The organism is Roseicyclus amphidinii (genome assembly GCF_030163755.1).
Lineage (GTDB): Bacteria > Pseudomonadota > Alphaproteobacteria > Rhodobacterales > Rhodobacteraceae > Roseicyclus > Roseicyclus amphidinii.
Genome location: NZ_JASJOE010000002.1, coordinates 102,380 through 127,388 on the forward strand (window position 1 = coordinate 102,380; position 25,009 = coordinate 127,388).

The 25,009-nt window shown below is 67.7% G+C and carries 20 protein-coding genes; 5 read left to right on the forward strand and 15 right to left on the reverse strand.

Annotation, left to right across the window (positions count from 1 at the left end; genetic code table 11):
* Window positions 1–13: 13 nt before the first annotated feature.
* Window positions 14–685 (reverse strand): Abi family protein, encoded by a 672-nt coding sequence (locus QQK83_RS01475; RefSeq protein ID WP_284260959.1) that lies wholly within the window; start codon window positions 683–685, stop codon window positions 14–16.
* 238 nt (window positions 686–923) lie between these two features.
* On the opposite strand from QQK83_RS01475, the gene QQK83_RS01480 reads away from it, so the two are divergent.
* Window positions 924–1,250: a DUF2834 domain-containing protein gene (locus tag QQK83_RS01480; RefSeq protein WP_284260962.1), complete on the forward strand. Its 327-nt coding sequence runs from the start codon at window positions 924–926 to the stop codon at window positions 1,248–1,250.
* Between the two features lie 2 nt (window positions 1,251–1,252).
* Here QQK83_RS01480 and QQK83_RS01485 read toward each other — a convergent pair whose 3' ends face one another.
* Window positions 1,253–2,914: a glycosyltransferase family 4 protein gene (locus QQK83_RS01485; protein ID WP_284260965.1), complete on the reverse strand. Its 1,662-nt coding sequence runs from the start codon at window positions 2,912–2,914 to the stop codon at window positions 1,253–1,255.
* Window positions 2,907–3,713: a class I SAM-dependent methyltransferase gene (locus QQK83_RS01490; protein WP_284260967.1), complete on the reverse strand. Its 807-nt coding sequence runs from the start codon at window positions 3,711–3,713 to the stop codon at window positions 2,907–2,909. Before QQK83_RS01490 ends, QQK83_RS01485 begins: the two co-directional genes overlap by 8 nt.
* Before the next feature lie 369 nt (window positions 3,714–4,082).
* On the opposite strand from QQK83_RS01490, the gene QQK83_RS01495 reads away from it, so the two are divergent.
* The 3 genes from QQK83_RS01495 to QQK83_RS01505 all read left to right on the forward strand — a co-directional run bounded on the left by QQK83_RS01495 (window position 4,083) and on the right by QQK83_RS01505 (window position 6,807).
* Window positions 4,083–5,042: a glycosyltransferase gene (locus QQK83_RS01495; protein WP_284260968.1), complete on the forward strand. Its 960-nt coding sequence runs from the start codon at window positions 4,083–4,085 to the stop codon at window positions 5,040–5,042.
* 96 nt (window positions 5,043–5,138) lie between these two features.
* Entirely contained in the window at window positions 5,139–6,434 is a 1,296-nt protein-coding gene (locus QQK83_RS01500) for a glycosyltransferase family 4 protein (RefSeq protein ID WP_284260970.1), read from the forward strand.
* A gap of 190 nt (window positions 6,435–6,624) precedes the next feature.
* Window positions 6,625–6,807 (forward strand): hypothetical protein, encoded by a 183-nt coding sequence (locus tag QQK83_RS01505; RefSeq protein WP_284260971.1) that lies wholly within the window; start codon window positions 6,625–6,627, stop codon window positions 6,805–6,807.
* A 106-nt stretch (window positions 6,808–6,913) separates the two neighbouring features.
* On the opposite strand, the gene QQK83_RS01510 is transcribed toward QQK83_RS01505, so the two are convergent.
* The 12 genes from QQK83_RS01510 to QQK83_RS01565 all read right to left on the reverse strand — a co-directional run bounded on the left by QQK83_RS01510 (window position 6,914) and on the right by QQK83_RS01565 (window position 23,299).
* On the reverse strand, window positions 6,914–7,807 hold the full coding sequence (locus tag QQK83_RS01510) for a nitrilase-related carbon-nitrogen hydrolase (RefSeq protein ID WP_284260972.1): 894 nt from the start codon (window positions 7,805–7,807) through the stop codon (window positions 6,914–6,916).
* A gap of 32 nt (window positions 7,808–7,839) precedes the next feature.
* Window positions 7,840–9,363, reverse strand: a complete 1,524-nt coding sequence (asnB, locus tag QQK83_RS01515; RefSeq protein ID WP_284260974.1) for an asparagine synthase (glutamine-hydrolyzing) — start codon at window positions 9,361–9,363, stop codon at window positions 7,840–7,842.
* An 81-nt stretch (window positions 9,364–9,444) separates the two neighbouring features.
* Window positions 9,445–9,798: a phasin family protein gene (locus tag QQK83_RS01520; RefSeq protein WP_284260975.1), complete on the reverse strand. Its 354-nt coding sequence runs from the start codon at window positions 9,796–9,798 to the stop codon at window positions 9,445–9,447.
* Window positions 9,799–9,978: 180 nt separating this feature from the next.
* A complete protein-coding gene (locus tag QQK83_RS01525) occupies window positions 9,979–12,120 on the reverse strand; it encodes a YjbH domain-containing protein (protein WP_284260976.1) in 2,142 nt (713 codons plus the stop codon).
* A 44-nt stretch (window positions 12,121–12,164) separates the two neighbouring features.
* Window positions 12,165–13,631 (reverse strand): hypothetical protein, encoded by a 1,467-nt coding sequence (locus QQK83_RS01530; protein ID WP_284260977.1) that lies wholly within the window; start codon window positions 13,629–13,631, stop codon window positions 12,165–12,167.
* A 193-nt stretch (window positions 13,632–13,824) separates the two neighbouring features.
* Window positions 13,825–16,041 carry a polysaccharide biosynthesis tyrosine autokinase gene (locus QQK83_RS01535; protein ID WP_284260978.1) on the reverse strand — a complete coding sequence of 739 codons (2,217 nt, stop codon included), beginning with the start codon at window positions 16,039–16,041 and terminating at the stop codon, window positions 13,825–13,827.
* Window positions 16,042–16,043: 2 nt separating this feature from the next.
* Window positions 16,044–16,481, reverse strand: coding sequence for an arsenate reductase/protein-tyrosine-phosphatase family protein (locus tag QQK83_RS01540; protein WP_284260980.1), 438 nt, complete (start codon window positions 16,479–16,481; stop codon window positions 16,044–16,046).
* Complete coding sequence (locus QQK83_RS01545; protein WP_284260982.1) at window positions 16,478–17,539, reverse strand: polysaccharide biosynthesis/export family protein; 1,062 nt, start codon at window positions 17,537–17,539, stop codon at window positions 16,478–16,480. The genes QQK83_RS01540 and QQK83_RS01545 overlap by 4 nt, the downstream gene beginning before the upstream one ends.
* Before the next feature lie 219 nt (window positions 17,540–17,758).
* Entirely contained in the window at window positions 17,759–18,646 is an 888-nt protein-coding gene (locus QQK83_RS01550) for a dimethyl sulfoxide reductase anchor subunit family protein (RefSeq protein ID WP_284260983.1), read from the reverse strand.
* A 1-nt stretch (window position 18,647) separates the two neighbouring features.
* On the reverse strand, window positions 18,648–19,394 hold the full coding sequence (locus tag QQK83_RS01555; protein ID WP_284260985.1) for a 4Fe-4S dicluster domain-containing protein: 747 nt from the start codon (window positions 19,392–19,394) through the stop codon (window positions 18,648–18,650).
* Between the two features lie 51 nt (window positions 19,395–19,445).
* Complete coding sequence (locus tag QQK83_RS01560; RefSeq protein WP_284260986.1) at window positions 19,446–20,288, reverse strand: alpha/beta fold hydrolase; 843 nt, start codon at window positions 20,286–20,288, stop codon at window positions 19,446–19,448.
* A gap of 185 nt (window positions 20,289–20,473) precedes the next feature.
* Entirely contained in the window at window positions 20,474–23,299 is a 2,826-nt protein-coding gene (locus QQK83_RS01565; protein ID WP_284260987.1) for a molybdopterin oxidoreductase family protein, read from the reverse strand.
* Window positions 23,300–23,465: 166 nt separating this feature from the next.
* Here QQK83_RS01565 and QQK83_RS01570 point away from each other — a divergent pair, with 166 nt between their 5' ends.
* Window positions 23,466–24,701 (forward strand): Coenzyme F420 hydrogenase/dehydrogenase, beta subunit C-terminal domain, encoded by a 1,236-nt coding sequence (locus QQK83_RS01570; protein ID WP_284260989.1) that lies wholly within the window; start codon window positions 23,466–23,468, stop codon window positions 24,699–24,701.
* The last annotated feature ends 308 nt before the right edge of the window (window positions 24,702–25,009 follow it).

A 25,009-nucleotide genomic window follows, 5' to 3' on the forward strand; every position in this document is an offset into this window, starting at 1 on the left:
GAGGGGGGGCGGATTAGGTCGGGCGTTCTGCATACACGGTTCGAAATGTGCAGGTGGCGTCGGCGAAGGCATGTGTTCCAAGGCACATTGCAGAAACGGCCCGTTGAAGGTCTTGATATCGCGTTTCCAGCGGGAGGTCATACAGGGGCTCGTGGTGCGCGATGCGGTTGCGCAGGGTCAGGGTATTGTCGCAGATCTTCCATGCCGTTGCGCGGTCGAGCGCAGGATCTTTCGGGAAAATACGGGGCAAGTTGTACCTCCACGCGTAGGGGATGTCGTATTTCGAGGACAGCAAGGACACCCAAAACCCGGCTGACAGGTCAGCGACGATGCCGTTGGTCGGGGCCGGGCTGACTTGCCTGCTTGCCTCTTGGCGCAGTCGACAATCGCGCAGTCTTCTTTGGTCATCCGACTTCAGATTTCGCACCGCTCGGCTCTCATCGTATGGCCAAGCCGAGTTGTACTTCCAGCAAAGAAAGTCGTTGAGCTTGTTGCGCAAACAGATTTCCCAGCACTGGATGTAAACATAAAGAGACTGCGAAATCAGTGAGTTCCATTGATACAGGCGGATTGCCTGGTCGTCGTCGCCACCGCAGGAGGCGAGGTAGCGCCCGAAACGGGGTGCACTTAACGAAGCCTTCATGCTTTTCACAAGTTCGGGCGATTGAACGAAAAAATCTTGCACCAACGAAGGCCCTGAGCGATACGTCTTCCTGTGAGCTCAGGGTAACGGTCACTGCCTATCACGGCAAACCCCTCTGGGACGAGATTGCGAGAGCGGGCCGGAAACGGCTCGCTCTTTTCGCATGGAGGCATGGGTCTCTGCCTTGAGCGCAAGCGGGAAGACCCCTCCAAGGGCTAAGGGGCTAGAACCACCCGCCGCCGCGGCCTAGGTCTGGGGAAACCCCTTCGGAGTGTCCCCCATGCCCCTGCGCCTCACGCCCCTGCGCCTCGTCTACCTCGCCCTCGTCATCGTCGGCGCGATCCTGCCCTGGACGTATTTCTACGCTTGGTTCGACGCGAACGGCTGGTCGCTCTCGGCCATGATCGACGCGTGGTATGTCAACGACGCCACCACCGCGCTGGTCTATGACCTGACCATCGCCGCCGTTGCCCTGACCATCTGGGCGCTGGTCGAGGCATTCCGCGGCAACCGCTGGTTCCTGTTGGTCATCCCCGCGACCTTCGGCATCGGGGTCAGCTGCGGCCTGCCGTTGGCCTTGCTGCTGAAAGCGCGCGACACCGCCTGAGCCTAGACCCGTTCGATCAGGCCGTATTTCAGCAGGAACACCCAGGCCCGCTCCACGGTCAGGACATTGACCTTGATCGCGCTTGCGACGGCGCGCGCATCGGTGCCGTCCTGGCCTGCGCGCACGATCGCCCCAAGCACGGAATGCAGGGTGGCCGTTTTCTCGAAGATCCCCCCGATCTTGTCGTAGCGCCGCGCCGCGAGGACCTTGTCGAGCGCCGCGTCATCGCCTTTGGCCACCGCGCGGCACACGCCGGGCGCGGCGATCCGGGTGGGGTAGCTGCGGAACAGGTCGGTCGGAGAGGGGCCCACCGGGTTCGGGCGCGGGGCGTCCAGCGTGCTCTCGGCCAGCTTGCGCCGCATCGCGCCCTGTTCGGCCCAGAGATCCTGCATCCGGGGGATGATGCTGGCCCAGTCGAACACCTCCCGCGCGCGCTTGCGCCCGGCCATGCCCATGGCCCGCCGCTTGCCGTCGTCCAGCGCAAGGGCGACGATGGCCTCGGTCATGGCGCGCAGGTCAAGCTCGGTCATCGCCGAAAGGTTGTTGCCGTATTGCTGGTAGGTCAGCCCGCCATGCAGGTGCCGCCAGGCTTCGGGGGCGGTGTGATCCGGGCCGACCGTCAGGGTGGGAATGCGGATGCCCACATCCTCGCTGACCGTGTCGCGCATGCCGTCCCAATCCGAGGTGATGACCGGCAGACCGGCGGCCATGGCCTCGATCGGGGCCAGACCGAAGGTCTCCTGGATGTTGTCGATGGGGAAGGTGAAGATATCCGCCCCCGACAGGGTTTCGCGGCGGGCCGTGGCATCGCCACCGTCGAGGTGATGATAGCTCACGCCGGGCATGAAGGCGCGGGCACAGCTTTCGAACACGTTCTGCGAATGGCTGTCGCCATAAATGCCGCAGGCGAGGAAATGCAGCGTCCTGCCCTTGGGCATGCGCGCCTGCGCGCGCTCGAGCGCGATGAACAGCGGGCCGGGGTCGAATTTCCCGTAAGGCAGAAGCCGCGACAGCGTCGCCACCACGATGTCGCCGTCACCCCAGCCCATCCGCTCCCGCAGGTCCCGGCGCGCCTGTGGGTCATGGGTGAACTCGTCGCAATTGATCCCAAGCGGGATGACCGGCATCAGCGGTTTGGGCGGCACCGCCCCGAAACGCTGCAGCAGGTGCTCGTCGGCCAGCTCGATGTTGCGCAGCGTCGCCGCGTGAACCGCCCGCGAGGTGCAGATGATCGCATCCCACGGGGCCTGCGGCGCGGTGCGCAGGTCCAGAAGCCCCCGCATCACGGCCTGGGTGGCGGTGGTATGGGTGATGCCGCAGATCGCATGGGACGCCATGCCGAACCGCTGCCGTTTCCAGCATTCGGCCCCGAAGTTGGGCGAGGGGAAATAGAGCGTTTCCACCGGGCGCATCTTCAGGGGGGCGCCGTTGTAGACGGGTCGATGCGGCAGCTGGCGGTCGGTCGCCGAGGCGTAAAGCGCGGCGAAACTCGCCGCCCCGTTCGGGCCCTGCGTCAGTGAGATGAATTCATCGACATCGGCATGCCGGAAGAACCCCTTGAGGAACGAGGCCCCGGCCACGCGTCGGCCATTCACGCCCTTCTTCTCGGGGCTGTAGCCGTCGTCGGCGTAATAGATGGCGGCGTTGCGGAGGGGATCAGCCATGGCGTTGCATCCAGAGCCAGGGGGTCGGGCCCGCGCGCCATTCCCAAAGGGCAAGCGCGCGGTCGAGATCGCCAAGCGTCTCCATCCAGCCCGGCAAGGCGCTGCTGTCGGTGGCGCGGTTCAGCCGGGTGACCGCGTGGCTGGCCTCGAACCGGCGCGCGATGCGGTCGGACAGGCCGGGCACCATCCCGTCATGGCATTCCACGAGGATATCGGCATGCACCAACCCCGGCGCCTGCGCGGGGTCGAGCAGCGCGTCCTCGGCGCCCTCGATGTCGCAGATCACCAGCGTGTCCTGCGCGCGGCAGATGTCGAAATCGGCATGGGCAAAGCGCCCGCCCAGCTCGACCCGGTCGGCCACGCCATTGGCCTGCGCAAGGGCGGCGCAGCTCTCCATCGCCCTGGGGTTTTCATCGCGCGCCATCACGCGGGTTCCGGGCATCCGGGTGGCGAGGCCCACGGCGTAATAGCCCTCGGCGCAGCCGATATCGATCACCAGCGGATAGCCCCGCGCGATGGCCTGTTCGATGACCGGCGCAAGCGTCGCCTCGTAGCACCCCAGCAGACGCGCGACCCGCGCCCCTTCCGTCGCGCGGCTGGGATAGGCCATGCCCTTGAACGGGCCGCCCTGCACCTCGACGCCATCCTTGCGCACCAGAGTGTTCTCGATCAGCTGCGACCGCCATTTCGCCAGGTGCCGCAAGGCGCGCTCCAGCGCCGCGGTCGAGGGTGGGCCGGACAGGAGCGTCTGAACATCCCGCGTCACGGCCTCGGTCAGTGTGGGCGGCGTGTCTGCCATGATCGTTACCTGCACAAATGTCCCTGCCGCGACCGGCCTCCCCGATCCGGGGACATCCCCGGAGGCAGATGGCGCCCCCGGCGCGGCACCGGGGTCGGGCCATCTTACGGCACCGGCAGGATTTTTCGAGAGGATAAGTCGGGGGTCATCCCGCAAGCCATCATTCGGGATCGTCAGCCCCCGATTTGCCCCAGCGCCCCGCGATCTGCTTGAAGCGGGCGGCGTCACGGGTATGGTTCAGGGGCAGGCATGGACGCGTGGGGGCGGCGTCGGGCCTCCCGCATCGTGTCGCGTTCACCAACCTGTCAGGAATACCGATGCGCCTTGCCAGTTCTTCCGACCACGGCCCCCACCTTGACGGAGGTGGACATGACCGATGACACCGGCAGCGCGCTTGCGCCGATCGTGGTGTTCGCGTTCAACCGGCCCGACCACGTGCGGCAGACCCTGTCGGCACTCACGGCCTGCGCCGAGGCCCGGATGTCGGACCTCCACGTCTTCATCGACGGTCCAAAATCCCTGCTGGACAAAAGGAAGGTGCGGCAGGTTCACGACGTGGCCAAGGCCGCCTCGGGCGGCTTCCGATCCTGCAACATCGTCACCCGCCCCGTGAATGTCGGCCTTGCCGAGAACATCATCACCGGGGTGAGCCGCGTGATCGGCGATCGCGGGCGCGTCATCGTGCTCGAGGACGATATCGTCGTCTCCCCGGACTTCCTGACGGTCATGAACGCGGCCCTTGCGGAATACGCAACCGATACGCGTGTCTGGCACATCTCGGCCCACACCATCATCAACGACACCTCGGCGCCCGACGCGTTTTTCTTCTGGCGCGTGATGAATTGCTGGGGCTGGGCGACATGGGCGGACCGTTGGGCGCATTACGCGCGCGACCCGCAACGGATCGTGGACAGCTTCACTCCGGATGACATCCACGCCTTCAACCTAGACGGCCATTACGATTTCTGGAGCCAGGTGCTTGCGAATGCCCGTGGCGACATCAAGACATGGGCGGTGTTCTGGTATGCCACGATCTTCCTGAACAAGGGTCTGTGTCTCAACCCCAAGCTGAGTTTCGCAAGAAACGTGGGCTTTGACGGAACCGGGGTGCATTGCGGAAGCGACCTGAGCTTTCAGGAGGGGCAGGACCTGAACCCCGGTGGGGTCTTCATCGCCCCGGCCGAGGTGGCGGAAGACCGCGAGATGGTCGAGAAGGTCAAGGACCACTACCGGGCCGCGGCCGCCGTCCCGCGGCGCAGGAATTACACCCCGAAAATCCTTCGCAACATGAAGCTGCCCGCCGCCTTGCGCAGAGGGCGGCGCAAGTGACGGCCCGGCCGTTCCGCATGACCGCCCCGGCGCTTGACGTGCCGGCCCCCGTGGCCTCGCCGCCTGTTGATTTTGTATCAGTGAGAGGTCACCCTCATGACCCGCGTTCTCCATGTCTCCACCCATGACCTGACCGGCGGGGCGGCGATTGCCGCCAACCGGTTGCACAAGGCGCTCACGGCGCAGGGCGTGGCCTCGCGCATGGCGGTGCGCAGGCGTCGGTCCGAGGACGAGACCGTCCTGCAGATCCGCATGGCTCCGCTGGCGCGGGTCGCCCCGCGACGCCTTTGGACCAAGCTGGCGCGGCGGATGGGCGGGGAACAGGCGGCCATCGACCGCGCCATCACCAGCGGTCACGCCTATTTCTCGACCCCCTGGGCTCCCGGCCATGACCTGCGGGCCGCGGCCGCGGGGGCGGATATCGTCAACCTGCACTGGGTGACGGGGTTCCTCGACTACCGGTCCTTCTTTGGCACCCATGCCCATGGACAGCCCCTTGTCTGGACCTTGCACGACATGGCCCCGATGACCGGCGGCTGCCACTACGCCCTGAGCTGCGACCGCTTCACCGGTAGCTGCGGGGCCTGCCCCCTGCTGGGGGGCGGGCGCGAGACCGACCTGAGCCGACGCATCCACGACAGCAAGCGCGAGGCGCTGGCGCGGCTGGCCCCCGAAACGACCCGGATCGTCGCGCCAAGCCGCTGGCTGGCGGCCGAGGCGCGGCGCAGCAGCCTATTGTCGCGCTTCGACGTGGAGGTGATCCCGAACGGGCTCGACATCGACGGCTTCGCCCCCCGCGACCGCGCGCAGGCGCGCAAGATGCTGGGGCTGCCGCAGGATGACCTCATCCTCCTGTTCGGGGCGCATGGCCTGTCGGACCCGCGCAAGGGCATGGATCTTCTGCACGCCGCGCTGGCCGGGGTGGACCGGTCAGCGCGGCCCGTGACCCTTGCCACCCTGGGCGGCGGCAAGGGGCCGGACGGCAGCATCGCGCTCGGCCATATCGACGATGTCGGGCGCATGTCCCTTGCCTACAGCGCCGCGGATCTGCTGGTTCTGCCGACCCGAGCAGAGGCCTTCGGGCAGGTGTTGTCAGAAGCCATGTCCTGCGGCACGCCCTGCGTCTCGTTCCGCGTCGGCGGCGTGCCCGACGTGGTGCGGCACGGACAGACCGGGCTTTTGGCGGAACCCGAGGATGTCGCGTCGCTCAGGCAGGCCATCGAGACCCTTCTGCACGATGACGTCCTGCGTCAAAGGATGGGCCGCGCCAGCCGCGAGATCGCCGTCAGCGAGTTTGCCGACACAAGCATCGCGGGCCGCTACGGCGCGCTCTACGATACCCTGATCGACGCCTCTCGCGCGGTGCAAGGCCGGGCAACCCCGTCGCGCTGAGGCATCGCTCCCCGCGCCAGCCCCCCGATGCGCTGTCTGACGGGGCGCGGCAGCATGAAACGTGGCTTTCACGTCACGCAGGGCCGCAGAGATCGGCCGAGGCCTTGCAGTGCCACCGCTGTTTCAACGATCAGATTCATATGTCATTGCCCACTATCTTGGGCGTCAATCAGCCACCAAGGAGATCCCCATGAAGACCCTCGTCGCATCCGCTGCGATCACTCTCGCGCTCGCCACCGGCGCAAGCCACGCCGGCGGCGTGGTCGAACCGGTCATGCCGCCCGCGGTCATCATCGAGGACACCTCGGCGAACACCGGCCATCTGCTCGTCCCGGCGCTTTTCGTGATCTTCGCGCTCGCATCGCTGAACTGACGCCACCTGCACCGGGCCGGGCCGCGCGCTGTCGCGGCCCGGCCCGACAACCTGCCTCGGCACCTTAGCGGCACGCAAGACCGGGTTCCGGTCTGGCGCAACACGCTCACTTGAGATCGTCCTCGTCACCGTCGCGGCGCACCATGTCGGGCACGCCCAATCGGTCGATCAGGCGGTTGGTCTCGCGCTGGACCAGCGCAAGGTTGCTGTCGCGCACCGTCGGCAGCAGCGCCCGCGCGCGCCGCGTGTCGGCGTAATCCAGTCGCGCGGTGATCAGCTCTTCCTTCAGCCCGGCCTGCGCCAGCACCCGCCCGAACGGGTCCACGATCCGCGAGCCGCCCCAGAAGTTCAGGTCGCCCTCGCGGCCCACGCGGTTCGTCATCACCACGGGCGCGCCATACATCATCGCGTAGAACTGGATCGTGGTCGCCCAGGACAGCGGGTTGTCGAACTCGTCGCCCACCGCCTCGCGCCCGCTTGAAATAGGCGCCGCCAGAAGCGTCGCGCCATGCAGGAAGGCAAGATGCGCCAGCGCCGGGTTGTAGAGATCGGCACAGATCAGCAAACCCAGCACCCAGTCCTCGGTCATCATGTGCGTGTCCACGAACCGGCCATGAGCGTAGTATTTCGTTTCGATCAGCCGCCCGTAGGAGGGCAGGTTGATCTTGCGATGGATGTAGCGCAGGCGGCCGTTCCGCAGCACGGCGGCGGCATTGTAGAATTGCGCGCCGCGGGCCTCTTCGACGAAACCGACGATGATCTCCATGTCGCCCGCCGCGCGGCTGAGTTCCAGCAGCCTCGGGTCGTCGCGGGTCATCACCACGTCGAGCAGCGCCTCGGCCCCGTAATGACCGACGAGCGACAGCTCGGGAAAGACCAGCAGGTCCACCCCCAGCGCCGCGGCCCGCGCGACATAGTCGTGGTGCTTGGCGAAATTCGCCGCGAGATCACTGGTGGCCGAGGCGATCTGCGCCGCGCCGATGGTCAGAAAACGGCTCATGGCCCGCCCTCCCTGGGTGGTGTCGGACGGCGTCAGACAGCCACGCGTTGATCCGTCCAGCTGCCCGCGTTCTGCAGGATGCGCTCGGCATCCTCGAACTGCGCGCGCAGGATGCGGGTGTATAGCGCGGCCTCGGCCGTGCGGTCGACATGCGCATCGGTCCCGGCCAACCGGCGCAGGGCCTGTTGCAGCGCGTCCACCGTGCCCGATCCTTCGTCGAACTGCGCCTTCTTGCGCCACACCAGGTCGGCGGGGAGCAGGTCGGCGCAGGCCTTGCGCAGGATCCATTTCTCGGTCGTGGGGCCGGTCGCCTCGATCGCGTCGGGGTCGGTCCGCCGCATCTTGAGCGCGGCCGGGATGGATTGCGCGAAATCGATCAGGTCGCGGTCAAGGAAGGGCGTCCGCGCCTCGAGGCTTTCCGACATGGTGACACGGTCCACCCGCTGCAGGTTGATGTTGTGCATCGTGCCGAGCGAGCGCGTCAGCTCGTCGGCCAGCGCGCGCGGGTCGTCGACGTAGTCGTGGTGATAGGTGTAGCCGGCGAACAGCTCGTCGGCGCCTTCGCCGGTCAGGACGGCCTTGACCTCGCGCCGGGCGAGACGGGCGGCGAACAGCGTCGGGATGGCGCTGCGCACAAGGTCCACATCCGCCGACTCGAGGTGGTAGATGACATGCGGCAGCGCCTCGGCAAGATCGTCGGCGGTGAAGACATGCTCGCGGTGCAGCGACCCGATGTGCCGGGCGACAGCCCGCGCCGCCATGAGGTCGGGCGCGCCCTCGACGCCGACCGCGAATGTCCTGAGCGGGCCGCGCCCGGTCTCCTGCCGCACCCTCTGCGCGATGGCCGCGATGATCGAACTGTCCAGACCGCCCGACAGGAAGGAGCCGACCTCCACGTCGGCCACCATCCACTTGGCCACGGCCTCCTCGAGAACCAGCCGCAACTCCTTGGCGGTCTGCGCGATGTCGAGGCCCTCTTCGGCCTCGGCGGCACCGTGCGGTGTGCGATACCACTGCCGCCAGCCGTCCCGCGTGTCGTAGAGCCCGCCGGGCGGAATGAACTCGACCGAGGTGACGGGCACCCCGTCAAAGGCCTTCAGCTCCGAGGCAAAGGCCACACCGTCGCCCAGTCGTGCCATGTAGAGCGGCTTGATCCCCAGCGGATCCCGCGCGGCGATGATCCGGTCGCGGGTCGCCAGAACGAAGGCGAACATGCCGTCGAGCCTGCTGATCCAGCGGCTCGCGCCCGAGCGGAAGAGATGCAGGATCGTCTCGCTGTCGCTGGCCGTCTCGAAGGCGCTTTCGCCCAGGATCGCGCGCAGGTCCTCGTGGTTGTAGATCTCGCCGTTGACCACGAGCAGATCGTCGGTCTGGTGGATCGGTTGCGCGCCATCCTCGGTGCCGATGATCGACAGCCGGCAATGCGCCATCACGACCGGCGCACCGGGCAAGCGCGCCACGGCCAGTGCATCGGGCCCCCGGTGCGAGATCTGGCGGATCATGCGCCCGGCCAGATCCTCGTCGCCGACACCCCAAAGACAGACAAATCCGCACATATTCCCAACCTCATAGCGCTCGCTACGACAAATTCGCACGAATCAAAACCCGAGGAGGCCGAAAACCCCGAAATATCCCGGTCAGACCGGGACGTCGTCATAGCCGCGGGAATGGCCCGATTTCAGGTCCTGCGCGATATCGGTCGAGGCCGTGACCGTCATCTGCATCAGGCGTGCGGCCTCCTCGGCATAGGTCTGCATGGCCTCGCTCAGGAAGGCTGTCTGAACCTCCACGACCTCGGCCGGAGACGTGCAGGACATCAGCGCCGTCTGCGTCTTCAGATCGGCCTGCAACCGCGCCGCCACGAAGCGCGCGCTTTCGGCCATCATGTCCATCCATGCCTGTGCGAACACCGGGTTCGCCGCCATGAACATCGCCATGCCCGGTGGAAGTTCGGGCCCGGTGTCGGGCTGCGTGGCCTTGGTGCTGGTCATTGTCGATCCTCCTTCATCGCTGGCGTCGGCCCTTGCGCGGCACCGATCAAACGATTCTGCCGGACCCTGCCGCCCGGTGCCTTGATCTCCCACAAACCGGCAGGAGAAACTGTTGGTCCGCTCAAATGGCGACAGGGCAGATGCCGTCAGGGGCCGGACAGCAGCCCGCGCGACCGGCCCTCAGCGCCAGATCAGCCCTTCGGTGTCTTCAAGGTTCGAGCGGTGGTAATCGGTGACCAGCTCGTGCAGCCGCCCGTCGACCGAGAGCCGCGCGCCACCGTCGCGCTGCACCGGACGCAGCGTCGCGGCCCGGTCGGTGCGGCTGGCGGTGCCGGTGAACCAGCTCATCGGCACGACGATCTCGATCCCCTTGTCGAAGGAGCCTTCGCCGAACTCCTCGAAGGAGACATCCGTCAGGGTGGCGAAGGCGCCCACGCGCCATCCGTTGTCGAACTCGCGGTCGACGCGAAGCGTGGTCCCCCAGTCGCCGGCAAGGTAGCGGCCGAGGTCGACCTGCCCGGTGAAGTCGCCCCAGACCGGGAAATAGGCCGAGACATGGCCGGTCGTGACCGAATAGTCCTGCAGCCCGAAGCCGCCGTCGAAGTTCCGCCGCCAGACGCGGTTCACCTCCAGCCCGAGGCCGAGGCGGCTGTCCACCGGCTGCCACAGCAGCTCGCCCGAAATGCCCGCGAACATCCGTTCGAGGTAGCCCGCACTGAGCCGCGAATAGAGGTTCCCGCCGAGGTGCCCGTAATGCGCGAAAGTCAGCCGCTCGATGCGCGCCGTGCTGTCGCGGTTGTAGAGCGCCAGCTCGGAGCGCACGGGGAAGGGGCCGCCCGGCTGGACGCCGTCCACGACGCGCGAGCCCGACAGGTTGCTCAGAACCGGCAGGCGGGCCACGCCTTCGGCGACGAACCCGCGGCCGAATTCGAGGCGCGCACGGGCCTCGGCCCCGATCGCGCCGCGGATCGGTGCCTCGGGGTCGAACAGGAAGGTCTCGGCATAAGGGGCGATGCCGTAGCTCAACCGGGTCCATTCGCGCCCCCTGATCCGCATGGTCTGCGGGTCCTGTGCGCGGTCGGGGGCCAGCACCTCGACCGGGCCGAGCGAGGGCAGCGCCACCGGGGACAGCACCGGCACCGCCTCCAGTTCGGAGCGGCTGACGCGGGCACGGCTGGCATCCGCCCCGTTCACGGTGAAGATGACGTCGAACAGCTCGATCGAGGCCGGCATCGTCTGCGTCAGGATGCGCAGCACCCGGCCCAGCGCCTGCGCCTCCTGCCCGTAGCGCAGGTTGCGCACGCGCACCGCGACGCGGTCGGGGTCGATCTGCAGCGTCACCAGCTCCAACCCGCCATCCTCGGCGAACCGCCCTTCGACCGCGTCGCGCAGGTCGTAGGGCGTGCTGGGCACCGTCAACCAATCCATGTCGCGGCGCGCCTCGCCCACGGGGCGCTGCGCCAGCGGCCGGGGGACCGCGTAGGAGGTCCGGTCCGGCGCGCCGCGGCCGGGATTGTTGCTGAACGACAGGCTGAGGCCGAAGGTGGTGCCGTAAAGGTAATGCGCGCCCAGCCGCCCGACCGACTCGAGGTCATAGGTCAGGCCGAAGTTCCACGGGCTTGCGATCTCGATCAGCCCCTGCGATGCCTCGTCGGAATAGAGGTCCGAGGAATACTCGACCTGCAGCCGCAGACGGTCGGTCGCCGCGTAGTCGATCCCCCCGAAAATCGCTGCGTCGCCGCGGAAGAACTGGTCGAAGTTGAACGTCCCGCCCTGGCCCGGTGCCGGTCCCGGCCGCGTGTCGAGACCGAAGGGGTTGGAAAACCCCGACCGCTCGCCCAGCCGCCCGAAGCCCAGACCGGCAGTGACGGCAAGCCTGTCTTCCGCACCGAAATGGCGCGTCGCCACGATGTATTCGCTGCTGTAGATGCCGGTCCCCGCGATGTCGCGGATGCCCACGGCCACGGCGGGCAACCAGTCGCTTTCGCGCAGCACCTGCCAGTGGATGTCGAAGCTGCGGTCGAGCCGCACATCCTCGACCCCGAAATCCTCGATCCCGGCATAGCGGAGGGTCAGGGTCAGCCGCGGCGTCGCCTGGAAGGCCAGCGTGCCGCGAAAGCTGCCGTCGAAGAAGGCGGCCGTCACCGCAAGCTCGGCATCGGGCATGACCTGCGCCGTGGGCATGTCGACGAGGCCCGGCAGCCCGTAATAGTTCAGCGTCGGCTGGCCGATCTCGGCGGCCGTCTGTCCCTGCACCGGCGCGGCCAGAAGGACCGCACAGACCGCACAGGCCACCCGCCCGAGGCCACCTGTCGTGCGCATGGACCTCCGCGGGCGCATCGGTCCGGGCTTGCGGCCTCGCCCCGTCATGCGGCCGCCATGGCGTCGCCAAGCAGCACGAGCCCGGCCAGCATCGACGCGAGCAACAGAAAGCCGGCCGCCCGCAGCCGAACATGCGGCGGCTCGCGCAACAACGCCTGCCGCGCCGCGACGGCATCATCGGACAGCTTCGCGCGCAGTGCCTCTTCGGCCATTCGGCGATTGCGCTCGGACCGGCCCTGCCACAGCCACGCAATGCCCCCGGCCATGATCAGGGCGGCGATGGCTGCGCCGCCGCTTGCAACCAGCCCGAGCGCCGGCGCGCCCAGCACCACGGCCAGGACCAGCACCGCAACCTGGCAGGCGGCAAGCAATCCGCCAAGCAGAGCGGACGGCATCGGACGGCTCAAGATCGGAACCGATGTCAGGCGGGCCCGCTGGTGCGGGTATTGCCGACGCACCAGCGCGCCCCAGGACAAGGTCGCGTAAACGCCGACCACGCCGAACAGCCAGGACATCACAAGGGCCGCCACACGCGATCCACGCGGCGAGGCTGCGTTCTCGTCCATCGCGGGGGGCGTCGCCTCGGGCAACGCGATATCGAGCGGCTCCACACCGTCGGCTTCGGTCGCGGTCAAGTCCGGCATCACGGACGCCGCCATGCGACCAACAAGGATTTCGCGCTGCTCGCCATAGGCCCGTTCCTCGAGCCGCGCCTCGATCTCGTCGCGCATCTTTTCGGGGGCGACCGGTGCCGGAACCCTGTCGAGCAACATCAGGATGCGGGCGACCCCATCTTCGTCGGCCACGTCCAGCAGGCGCCCTTCCGCGGCCATCGCCTCCAGCCGCGTGCGGGTCTCGGCGGCCAGGGCATCGGACGTGGTCCAGCGCGTGAGAACCGACGCGGCAGGCCCGTTGTCCTGCTCGAGTTCGACGGTCAAGGCGTGCAGTCCGGCCAGGTCAGGCCCGGCATCGCGCAGCAGCTGAAGGATCTGCGCCACGGCCTCTTGCCGGGCCTCAGGGGTGTCACTCTCGACCGATATGTCGAGGAAACGGAACAACGCACGGTCCGAGAACAGGTGCGGGTTGTCCGCGACGAAAGCGGCGATATCGGCGTCGGTGACGGTCGGGGGCGTGAACTGTGCCCGTGCGAAATCCCGCAACAGCAGCTGCCGCCGCGCGTCTGCCAATCGCTCACGCGCATCCTCCGACAGGTCTTCGGGGGTATGGGCATAGAGGTAATCGACCAGAACCTCGGCAACCAGCCGCTGCAGGGCGCGCTGGCTGCGATCCGGTTCGGGCAGGTCCGCAAACAGGTCGGGCCGCGATTGCAGGGCGCGGGCAACGTCCTCTTGCGTGATCTCGGCAGGGCCGATCACCTCAAGAACGTCCGGGGCCTCGGCATCTTGCGCAGCCGCCGCCAAGGGGGCGAAGACAAGCACCATGATGATGGCCAAATGATGCAGCAGTGGTCTCATCGCTGCTCGAACCTCCGTAGAGGGATGGTGTGACACGCACACGCGATGCGATACTACCCGTCAACTATTACCATTTTAAACTTGATGCCAGTGCAAAGTGCATCTTCTTCGGGCCCGGCGTCCCGGCGGATCGACCGTCGAGCACGACCGCAACCACGACCAAGGGGGCCGCGCCGGGGGGGCGCGACCGTGCAGGCCGGTTAGAGGGTCATCGGACCCTGCGCGAATGTCAGGACTTGTCGTCGCTCGTTTCGTAGCTGTAGCGATAGCCGCCGTAATACTGGCCATATCGGCCGCCGTATTGACCATACCGGGTGCGGCGTTCGTCGAACTGGTTCAGGATCGCACCGGACAGGCGGACGCCCGCGGTCGCCAGCACCTTCTGCGCCGACTGGATATCGGCCACGGTGGTGTGCAGATGGCGCACCACCAGCATGCTCAGGCCGACGTGTTGCCCGATGATGGCCGGATCGGCCACCGCAAGGGCGGGCGGCGCGTCGACGATGACAAGGTCGTATTCCTCGTTCGCGGCGTTCAGCAGATCGAGGAAGGCCTGCCCCTCGAGCAGCTCCGAGGGGTTCGGCGGGAAACGCCCCGTCGGCATGAAGTCGATCGACAGATCGGGCACATGCGTGACGCAGTTTTCGCGCGTGCCCGCAAGCGCATCGGACAGGCCGGGGTGGTTCTTGGAGAACTTGAAATACCGTCTCAGGAAACCTCGCCGCATGTCGGCGTCGATCAGAAGGACGCGCGCGCCGGTCTGCCCTGCGACGATGGCAAGGTTCAGCGAGATGAAGGATTTGCCGTCGCTCGGCGCGCAAGAGGTGATCATCAGCGACTTGGATGAGGCCGCGGCCAGCGCGAATTTCAGCCCCGTCCGCAACCCGCGCAGGGCTTCGACGGTGACGTTGCCGGGATCATGCTTGGCAAGCCCGTATTCGGGCTGGTCCGATTTCAGCGACACCAGCTCGCTTGCCTTGTTCACCGTGGCGAAAAGCGGCAGGCCCAGCCCCTCGATATCGCGCGCGTCTTCGACACCGCGCCGCAGCATGTTCAGGCCCAGCACCCCGGCGATGGCAAACACAAGCGCCAGCGCCGAGCCGATGTAGATCGGCCGGCGCCGATCCGGGCCGATCCACACGGCGGTTTCCGCCGGCTCCAGCACGCGGATGTTGCCCACCGCGCTGGCGCGAAGGATGCGCAGTTGTTCGACACGCTCGCGCAGCTGCTGCTCCAGCGTCTGCGACCGCTCCACGCGTTGCACCAGAACGGCCAGCTCCTGCTCGACCGCGGGCACGCTCTCGAGATCGACGCGCAGCTCGGCAAGCCGTTCCTGCAGGCGCGTCGCCTCCACGTCGAGGCGCTCGATGTCGGGGTGATTGACCGTCAGCACCTGCAAGAGCTGCTCCCGCTCGAAGGCAAGCTCCTCGAGCCGGGCTTCCACCGCGACAGCGGCCTCCAGCAGTTCCTGCGTGCCGACGCTCAGCTCGTCGAACTGCCGGGTCTGCCGGTAGGTGTTCAGGTCGGCATTGGCCTGCCGCAGCTCGCCGGAAATCGTGGCCAGTTGCTGCTCGATGAAATCGATGCTCCGGTCGATCTCGACGGATCGGCGGCGCAGGTTCTGGTCGATGTATTCGTCGATCACCGCGTTGACGATGGCGGTTGCCTCGCGGCCATTCTCTCCGATGTAGGAGAAATCGACGACACCGCTGTTCCCGCGTTCCCGGATGATCAGGCCCGAGCTGATGCGCCCCACGCTGTTGCGGACAGGCTCCTGGTAGACCGTGTATTCCCGGCCCGCGGGCGCATTGATCGCGGTGACGCGCAGCGCGCCCCCCTCCGGCAGCGCGAGGGGCTCGCCCAGCCGACCCTCGAGCGTCAGCCCCGACGCAAGCGTCAGGGTATAGGTCGCGGGCCCGGTGACGTGGACAAGGAAACGCTCCTCGGCATGGCCCGCGCCAAGGTCCGACAGGGCCGCGGTGATGGACTCGTTGGCGCGCGCATACTCGCTCCCGACAAGCGGACCGACCACCGGCAGGGTGCGGCGCTGCATGATGCCGCCGATCACCGGGGCTGCTGCGGGTTCCACCCGTGTCCGGGCATTGAGCCGGTCCACGACCGGCCCCAGCACCAGCCGCGAGCGGATGATGTGAACCTCGGTATCCAGGCCGCTGTTCGTGGATGTGCCACCGGTCAGCAGCTCCCCGATCAGCTCCGACGGAAGCGGGATACGGTCCGCGCGCTGTTCGATCTGCACGACGGCGCTGGCCCTGAACTCGTTGGACGGCAGTTGCCCGATGAAGGCCCCGACCGTTGCCCCGACGATCACCGCAATGGCAAGGATCACCTTGCGCGCCATGAGTTGCGCCAGGATGTCCTTCAGATCGATTTCGCTGTCGTCGCCGACCGCACTCGACGGAAGCGGGGTATTCCTAAGGTCAACCATACTCAAAAAGAACCGATATTCGCGGCCCAGAGCTTCGAGCTTTCGAAGACCTGCTCGGCCATGTGGATGTGCAGCATGCGGCCGCGGCGGTAGGGGTCCGCGATCTCCTTGTCGCCCTCGAACTGCCCCAGAAGAAAGGTCTTGCCCAGGAACTGTGGCCAGCGGCGGCCGATCTCCTGCCGGTGATGGGTCTCCATCACGATCAGCAGGTCGGCACCTTGTCCGATTTCCGAAGAAAACTGTCGCGCGACGTGATCCTGCGGGGCGATCCCGAACAGGTCCGCCGCCGCCTTGCTGTCCCGGTCGATGCCGCGCCCGACCAGCGCATGCAGGCCGGCCGAGGACACGGCGACATCGGGCATCAGGCTTGCCAATGCACCTGCAGCCACGGGCGACCGGCAGATGTTGCCCGTGCAGATCGTGACGACCGAGCGGATCACCCCGCGAATTCTTCCGAGATCGCCCGCGCCCGCACGATGCCCGTGACCGGCGACAGAAGCCGCGCCACGCTGTCGTTCCAGCGCGCGATGGGATCGGTGGTGACGAAGACGACATCCAGCGGCGACATCGAGAACTGGGAGGTCATCATCAGGTAGCTGGCGTCGGACAGGTCGAACTGGAAGACGTTGAACCCTTCGACCTGGCCGGGCGGCCGGCGGAAGACGAAGATGCCGCTGGCATTGGCGCGCAGGTTGATGCCGCCCATCTCGGCCAGAACCTCGGTCAGGGTCTTGCCCGCGGCACCAAGCGGCACCTCGCCATTGCCGATCGAACCGAAGACGAAGACCTTGTTGTCGTTCATCGCCGGCACATAGACCACGTCGCCAGGAAGCATGATCGGGTTGTGGCCCGAGGCCCCGAATTCCATGAAGGCGCGCAGGTTCACCGAATAGGATCGCCCATGCCGCCGCACCTCGACGCGCCGCAGGTCGGAAATATCGGTGGTCCCCGCCTGGTTGATCAGGTCCAGCAGGCGCAGCGGCACATTCGTCAGAACCGTGGAGCCTGCGTTGCCGACCTCGCCCACCAGCGTGACGCGATGCGCGTTGAACTGCTCGACATCCACCTCGACCTGCGGATCGTTGAGATAGACGCGCAACTCCTGTTCGAGCGCGGCGCGGATTTCCGTGACCGAGCGCCCGCGCGCGTTCATCATGCCCACGTAAGGATAGAAGAATTGCCCGTCTTCGTTGACGATGGGCCCTTCCGAGATCGACTGCCCCTCGCCGACCGACCGCCTTTCCGGCGTTGTCCAGGTCTGCACGCGCAGCTGGTCGCCGGTGCCGACCGGGTAGACGTAGACCGAGGGATCGCGCGGCGGGTTCGACGGCACCGCGGTTACCGCTTCGCCATTGGTATTGCCCAGCACCTGCACGTTCTCGGGCGTCACGCGAAGCAGGTTGATGCCGCGATCGACAAGATCGGCCTGGCCTGCTTCGGTGGTCGGGAAATCCATGCCGGCACAGGCCGCAAGGGCTGTGCTGCCCAACAGCAGCATGACGTTACGGCGAGACAGCCCACCCGTTTTCCGCATCAATCAATCGCCCCCGTCAATATTCGGACCTGAATCGTCGCGGAATGGCTAACACGGATCAAGCCCCGAGGGGTAGCCGCGTTGCCGAGGAAAGATGGGGATGTGACCTGCTGCACCCACTCGCTCCCTAAAGATCCCGCGCCGAAACCTTTTCGCTCTTTTGCACTCTCTCCGGTGCGGGGCTCAAGGGTGCTGGCCGCGCAGCCCGTAATAAAGCCCCATGACATGCTCGGCCTCGGCGAAAAACAGCCAGCGCGAGGCGAGCATTCCCGCAAGATGGCTCAGCACGGCAAGACCGCCGAGCAGATGGCCCGCGCCGGGCGCAAGGATCAGGGCGATCGGCAGGGCATAGCCGAACAGCGCGGCAAGGATGCGGAGCTTGCGCGCATGTTTGCGGCCCACCGCGAATCCCATCTCGCGCAGCAGGTAATTGGGTCCGGTATGCGGCGGCTCGAAGGCTCGGACCCGGCCCGGCTGGCCGAGCCCCGTGGCGCTGGCAAGTGTATGGCCTGCCTCGGAAAACCGCGCGTCCCCGACGCGCCAGTGCCCCAGTTGCACCATGCCTGCGAGCAGCAGAAGGACGGCTGCGGGCATGATCTGACCGGCCAGCAGCGCGCCGCCTGCGAGGCTGGCGGTCAGGAAGTGCAGCGGCGTCAGCACCTGGTTCCAGCGCGGCACGGTCTTGAGCTGCGCGTAGATCATCGAGGTGGTGAAGACGGTGGCAAGCGACAGCGCCGCGCCGATCAGGCCAAGGGCTGCGATGCGGGTGCCGAGGAAGACCGCCGCCGCGGCGTAGAGGCCCATGGTCAGAAGGGCCGCGACCGCCGCCCAGGCCTCGCGGCTGAGCCAGCTGGTCTGCCACTGGCTGAAGGCCTTGAGCGCGCGTTCGGGGTGGCCGAGATGGAAGGTCGAGGCCAAGAGGCCGCCGACCGCAAGTGCATGGGAAATCAGGAAAAACCAGAAGGCCGTCCAGCCGGTGACGGCGGGTTCCCCGAGCCCGAGAAAGACCATCAGGCCGAAGCCGAGGCCCGAGAGCGTGGTGAAGGCGATGACGGAGGGCGCGGGGTGCATGTCAGAGCCTGTCCAGCGCGCGGTCGAGCCAGCCGAGGAAGCCTTGCGGCGTCTCGGCGACGGGCTCGAGGAAGGGGGCGAGGATGTCGGTCTCTTCCAGCCGGTCTTTCGGGCGGGGGGGGAGGTACTTGTTGACGGGTTTCGTGCCCTGCTCCGGCATCAGGTCGACGCCGCCGCGGGCGGCCACCAAAAGGCTCACCTCGCTGTCGGGATCGGCGAGGTCGCCGAAGTGGCGGGCGCCTGCGGGGCAGGTGCGGACACAGGCGGGTTCGCGGTCTTCCGGCGGCAGATTCTCGTTGTAAATCCGGTCGATACAGAGCGTGCACTTCTTCATGACGCCTGCCGCGGCGTCCATCTCGCGGGCACCGTAGGGGCAGGCCCAGGCGCAGAGGCCGCAGCCGATGCAATCGGCTTCGTTCACCAGAACGATGCCGTCCTCGACCCGCTTGTAGGAGGCCCCGGTGGGGCAGACGGTGACGCAGGGCGCGTCCTCGCAATGGAGGCAGGATTTCGGGAAATGCACCAGCTGCGCTGCGCCGGTTTCCGGCGTGATTTCAAAGGAATGGACGCGGTTGAGGAAGGTGCCGGAGGGCTCGGCGCCATAGGGGTCCTGATCGCTGAGGGGCGCACCGTAAGTCTCGGTGTTCCAGCCCTTGCAGGCGATCACGCAGGCGTGGCAGCCGACGCAGGTGTCGAGGTCGATGACGAGGCCGAGCTTGGCGTTTGTCTGGGTGGGAAGCTGGGTCATGAGCTTGTGTCACACCCCGTACACACCGCGTGCACACTGTGTACATACGTCTCAGGCATCGGCCGCCTCCGTGTTGGCCATGGTCACGAACTCGGAAAGGTCGGCGGCGAAGCGGTCGGGGGCCTCGAGAAAGGGGGCGTGGCCCACGCCCTCGTAGCCGAGGAAGCGGCCCTTCGGCATGAGACCTGCCGCCGTCTCTCCGGTCCTCGCCGTGACGACCGTGTCGGCGAGCCCGTGGATTGCGAGGCCGGGGCGGGTGAGGGCCGCATAGGCGGGGCGCAGGTCGACATCCGCGCCGAAAAGCGCGCGGCGGACATGGGCGGGGCAGAGCATGTTTGCGCCCACCAGCTCGGCATAGGTGGTGCGGTCGAGCGGCTCTGCCGTGCAGGCCGCGACGAAGCGGGCGGTCGCCGCGAGGCGGCGCGGCACGTCCTCGGTATAGAGGTCGCGGTCGAGGCCGGGGGAGCTTGCGCCGACCATCCAGTCTTCGCGCGCTTTGCCTATGGCGAGGATGCCGCCCGCCAGCACCACGCCCGCGAGATGGGCACAGCCCCGCGTGGCGAGATGGGCGGCGATGACGCGGGAGCCGTAGGACCAGCCCACCAGCGTGGGGCGGGCGAGGTTTGCGGCCGCGATGACGGCGGCGACATCATCGGACCAGAGCTGGGTGTCGGTATAGGCGGCGGGGTCTTCGGGCTTGCCCGAGGCGCCATGCCCGCGCAGGTCCATGGCGACGAGGTGGAAGCGGTCTTGCAGCCGGTCGATCGTGGGCTGCCAGCAGGTGAACTGCTGCGCCCAGCCGTGGATCAGGAGGATGGCGGGCGCGCCCCTTGGCCCGGCCTCGGTCCAGGCGATCTGGGTGCCGTCGGTGCTGGGGGTGATGTGTGTGGTCATCTCGGGTGTTCCGCGTGTGGCTGCCTGGTTTCGCCGCCTTCGGCGTCGACCCGCCGGGGGGCTCTGCCCCGTCGCCATTGTCGCTCGGACCAATGGCGCTCCAATGGCGACCCCCGCCAAGGGGGGCTGTCTGCCCCCCTTGGAACCCCCCGAGAGTTGTATGGCCAAGATGAAGTTGTCTTGTGTCATGGGCCGGTCTTCCATCTCAGCTCATCCGGGCCCTGGCCGACGGGGGAGGCGATGGGCGGGAAGCCCGGTTCGGCCTCTGTCAGTGGGGCGGTCTTTTCGATCCTCACGCGGAGGTCGAACCAGGCGGCCTGGCCGGTGACCGGGTCGGAGTTGGCCCAGCGGTGGCCGTCGCCCTTGGGCGGCAGAAGCTCGTGGATCAGGTGGTTGAGGAGGAAGCCGCGCGTGGCCTCGGGGGCCTTGAGGTCGAGCGCCCAGGCGCCCTTGCGCTTGCCGATGGCGTTCCATGTCCAGACCGTCCGGGGGTTGAGCGCGGCCATATGGGCGACAGGCACGGTGATGGTTCCGTGCGGAGAGGTGACGCGCGCCCAGTCGCCCTGGGTGAAGCCGTGCACTTCCCAGAGGTCTGTGGGCAGGTAGAGCGGGTTTTCCCCGTGGAGCTGGCGGAGCCATGCGTTTTGCGTGCCCCAGCTGTGATACATCGCCATGGGGCGTTGGGTGAGCGCGTGGAGCGGGTAGGCTTCGGTGTCGATGGCCGCGTCCTCGAAGGGTTCGTACCAGAGGGGGAGCGGGTCCATCGTGGATTTGATGCGGTCGCGCAGGTGGTCGGGGGGCTGGTGCTCTCCGTGGCCCTCGGCGGCGCGCTGGAAGCGGCGGAGGGGTTCCAGCCAGAGGTTGAAGAGATAGGGCTGCGGGCTGTCGTAGAGGCCGAGGGCGACCGCCCAATCCTGGTAGGCGCGGTTCCACGGTTTGTAGAATTGCGCGGCTTCGGGGATGTGGTGGGTGTGGAAGCCGCCCGCCGCGATGTAGCGGTCGAGCTGGTCGGGGTTCGGGTCGCCGCGGCCCGTCGATTGGCCCTCGCCGCGGAAGCCCATGAGAGGGCCGATGCCGGGGCGGCGCTGGTGGGTGGTGATGTAATCGGCGTAATCGGCGTATTTCGGTTGGCCGTCCTCGGTGACGAAACCGGGCAGATCGAGGCGCGCGCCGAGGTCGATCAGAACGGACTGGAAACCGCGGACATCCCTGTCTGGTTGGATGACCGGCCAGCGGATCGCGTCGGCCGCCGCCTCGGCCTCGGAAATCGGGCGGTCGAGGAGCGAGATGCAGTCGTGGCGTTCGAGATAGGTCGTGTCGGGCAGGATCAGGTCGGCATAGGCGACCATCTCGGAGGAATAGGCGTCGGAATAGACGATGCGGGGGATGATGTAATCGCCCGTCTCGGGATCGGTGTCGGTCAGCATGTCGATGACGCGGCCGGTGCCCATCGACGAGTTCCAGGCCATGTTCGCCATGTAGAGAAAGAGCGTGTCGATCTTGTAGGGATCGCCCGCGTGCGCATTGGCGATGACCATGTGCATCAGGCCGTGGGCCGAGAGCGGGTTTTCCCAGGTGAAGGCCTTGTCGATGCGTTGGGGGGTGCCGTTTGCGTCGAGGGCGAGATCCTCGGGGCCTTGGGGGAAGCCGAGGTGGGGGCCCTTGAGCGGCTGGCCGGGGGTGGCCTGCGCGTGGGGCTTCGGGTGTGCCTCCATCGGTTTCGGGTAGGGCGGTTTGAAGCGGAAGCCGCCGGGGGTTTCGACCGTGCCGAGCAGGATCTGCAGGAGGTGCAGCGCGCGGGCGGTCTGGAAGCCGTTGGAATGGGCCGAGATGCCGCGCATGGCGTGCATGGCGACCGGGCGGCCGGTCATGGTGGCGTGGGTTTTCCCGCGGAAATCGGTCCAGGGCTGGGCGATCTCGATCGCCTCGTCGAAGGCTGTGCGGGCAAGCTCGGCGGCCAGCGCGCGGATGCGGGGGGCGGGGATGCCGCATGTGGCGGCGACCTGTTCGGGGGCGTAGTCGGGCGACAGGTAGCGCTCGGCGAGGTGCTGGAAGACCGGGCGGTGGGTGATGCCCGCGCGGCGGTAGGTGTGGGCGAGGTCCGGCGTGACGCCCTGGGTGTCGAAGGGGACGGGCTGGCGGGTCTTGCGGTCGAGGACGAGGGGTTTGCCCGCGTCGTCGCGCAGGAAGAGGCCGTGGTCGGGGCTGGTTTCGTCGCCGTTCACGAGGACGGGGGCGTTGGTGAATTGCGCGAGATAGGGGAGGTCGATCTTGCCCGCTTTCAGCAGGCAATGGACGAGGGACAGGATCAGCAGGCCGTCGGTGCCCGGCGTGATGCCGAACCAGTCGTCGGCCACCGCGTTGTAGCCGGAGCGGACGGGGTTGATGCCGATGACGCGGGCCCCGCGGGCCTTGAGCTTGCCGATCCCCATCTTGATGGGGTTGCTGTCGTGATCCTCGGCCACGCCGAAGAGGAGGAGGAGCTTGGTGCGCTCCCAATCGGGTTGTCCGAACTCCCAGAAGGCGCCGCCCATGGTGGTGATGCCCGCCACGGCCATGTTGACGGAACAAAAGCCGCCATGGGCGGCGTAATTGGGGGTGCCGAATTGTTGCGCCCAGTAGCTGGTGAGGGATTGTGACTGGTCGCGGCCGGTGAAGAAGGCGAGCTTTTCGGGGGCCGCGGCGCGGAGGGGGGCCATCCAGGCCACGGCGGTCTGCAGCGCCTCCTCCCAGGTGATCTCCTCGAACTGGCCGGAGCCGCGGGGGCCGGTGCGGCGCAAGGGTGCGCGCAGGCGCGAGGGGGCGTTGACCTGCATGATCCCCGCCGAGCCCTTGGCGCAGAGCACGCCCCTGTTCACCGGGTGGTCGCGGTTGCCCTCGATATAGGCGACGCGGCCGTCCTTCAGGTGCACGTCGATCCCGCAGCGGCAGGCGCACATGTAGCAGGTCGTCTTCCGGATCTCGTCGGAGACCTTCGGCGACAGATCGAGTGTCGGGTGCCGATGCGCCATCCGCCCTCCCCGCGGGTTGGTTGCGGGGGCAAGGATTGGCCATGTCAGGCGCGGGATGCAATGGGGGAGCGGGATTTTGCCGGAGCTGACGGGGCAAATGTAAACCAAAGTTGACACTTGGGGCGCACGCGCCGATACTGGGGTGACTCTGGACCGGACCCTCCCCATGCCCAAGGACTTGACCCACCCCGGCCTTGTCGTGCCGTCCCTCGGCGGGGTGGCGCGCCCCGGCCTCTGCACCGATTGCGGGGTCAGCCGGATGGGCGATGGCCGCGCCTGCGGGCGGGCCTGCCAGTTCATCCAGCCCGACTACGAAAGCGCCGAGCACCGGGTGCATGGCCGCGTGGCCGATCCCGCGCTGGGGGAAGAGGCGTTCTTCGGCGTGACGCAGAGCATGGTCCGCGCGCGGCTCGCGCCGCCTGCCGAGGGGGCGCAATGGACCGGGATCACCACCGCGCTGGCGGCCTCGCTGCTGGAGCGGGGGCGCGTCGACGCCGTGCTGGCCGTGCGGCCCCACCCCGAGGACCGCTGGCGGCCCGAACCGGTGATCGTGACCGACCCCGCCGAGCTGGCGCAGTGCCGCGGCATGCGGATGGGCTACGCGCCGACGCTGGCCGCGCTGGAGCCCGCGGCGGCGGCGGGGCACAAGCGGATCGCGGTGATCGGCATCCCCTGCCAAGTCTACGCGCTGCGCGCGCTGGAGGCCGAGCTGGGTTTCAAGCGGATCTACGTGATCGGCACGCCCTGCTCGGACAACACCACGACCGAGCGGTTCCACGAGTTCCTCGCGCTGCTGGACGAGCGGCCCGACACGATCTCCTACCTCGAGTTCCGCGCCGATTACCGGGTCGAGCTGCGCTTCGACGACGGGCGGCCGATGCGGGTGGTGCCCTTCCTGAAGCTGCCGATCTCGAAGCTGCCCGCGGATTTCTTTCCGATGACCTGCAAGACCTGCGTGGATTACACCAACCGGCTGGCCGATATCACGGTGGGCTACATGGGCGGCGACGGCGACCAATGGGTGATCGCGCGCAACCACCGCGGGGCGGAGATGCTGGAGGGCATCCGCGACCGGCTGACCGAACGGCCGTTGACCGACAAGGGCAAGCGCGAGGGCGCGGTAAAGGGGTTTCTTGCCAACACCGAACGCGCCGCGGGCGGGCTGCCGCTCCGGTCGATGCCCGATTGGGCGCGGCCGATCGTGGCCTTTCTTCAGCCGCGGATCGGGCCGCGGGGGCTGGAGTTCGCCCGCGCGCGGGTGGAGATGAAGGCGATCGAGACGGTGCTGCACCTGCGGCGGGCCTACCCGGCGCGCGTGAAGAACATGGTGCCGCCCCATGTCTGGCGCGTGGCGGCGCGCTACGGGCTGGTGCCTGCGCAGGATGAGACCCGCGACAGCTGACACGAGGGGTGTTTCGGGGCCTTCGGCCCCGACCCGGCGGCGCGCGGCGTCGGGCCCCTTTGGGGCCACTCCTTCGCGCGCTGGGTGCGGGTGGCGGGACATCGTGACCAAGGCCCGATCCGCTGCGCGGGTGACACTTGCGGAGGTGCCCCCCTGTCGACGGCACGGCGAGCTGTCGGGCGCTGTGCAGGGATATTTGAAAAACGGAGAAGCGGGGGATGGGGAGATCCACCCCGGCCGGCACGGGGCCAAGCCGGGGCTTCTCCGCTTGCGGTCATCGGCGTCCCCGCCTGTCCCGCAGCGACAGC